Source organism: Cellulomonas sp. IC4_254, assembly GCF_011603975.1.
In the GTDB taxonomy this organism is placed as follows: domain Bacteria; phylum Actinomycetota; class Actinomycetes; order Actinomycetales; family Cellulomonadaceae; genus Cellulomonas.
The window spans coordinates 1-723 of sequence record NZ_JAANNB010000400.1 but is presented as its reverse complement, the minus strand read 5'-3'; the positions used below and the strand labels follow the sequence as shown (position 1 = coordinate 723).

1 protein-coding gene is annotated in these 723 nt (G+C 81.2%); it reads left to right on the top strand.

What is annotated here, in order from left to right; translation table 11 throughout:
• Positions 1-75: 75 nt before the first annotated feature.
• A partial coding sequence (locus tag G6556_RS19010; protein ID WP_166944738.1) for a 4'-phosphopantetheinyl transferase superfamily protein occupies positions 76-723 on the top strand: 648 nt, incomplete at its 3' end.

Here is a 723-nt window from a genome sequence, read left to right as displayed (position 1 = left end):
CGTCGCGCAGCCACCCACCCGTCGGGGCGGTGAGGCGACGATCGGGTGGGGATGCGGCCGCGAGAGGATGGGGCTGTGCCCCCGATCCGCGTGCGCCGAGCCGCCGTCGTGCCGGCCGACGCGCTGGTGCCGCGGCTCGCGCCGCGCGAGCGCGAGCGGCTCGACCGCGCCGCGCCCGCCGACCGGGACGCGGTCGCCTCGGCGCTGCTGCTCGTGCGCCTCGCCGTCGCCGAGCGGTGCGGGGTGGCGCCCAACGAGGTGGGGGTTCGACGGCGGTGCCCTCGCTGCGGGTCCGCGGCGCACGGCGTGCCCGTGGCGGATCGCGCGGACGGCGGGCCGGTGCCGCACCTGTCGCTGAGCCGCGCCCGCCGGCTGGTCGTCGTCGCGCTGTCTGACGCCGGACCGGTCGGGGTGGACATCGAGCAGGCGCACCCGCACCCCGGGCCGGCGCGCACCCGCGACCACCTCGCGTGCGTGGTGCTAGCCCCCGGGGAGCCGCCCGCCGTCGGACCGCACGGGCTCCTGCGGACGTGGGCCCGGACCGAGGCGGTCCTCAAGGCCGCGGGTACCGGCCTGGCCGTCGACCCGCGCGCGCTGCGGGTGTCCGACGCGGCCGGCCGCCCGGAGGTGCGGGTGGTGGACCCGGCCGCAGCCCGGCCGCTCGCGCCCCCGCCCGGCACCCGCCGGTGGCTGACCGACCTGGACGCCGGCCCCGACCACGTC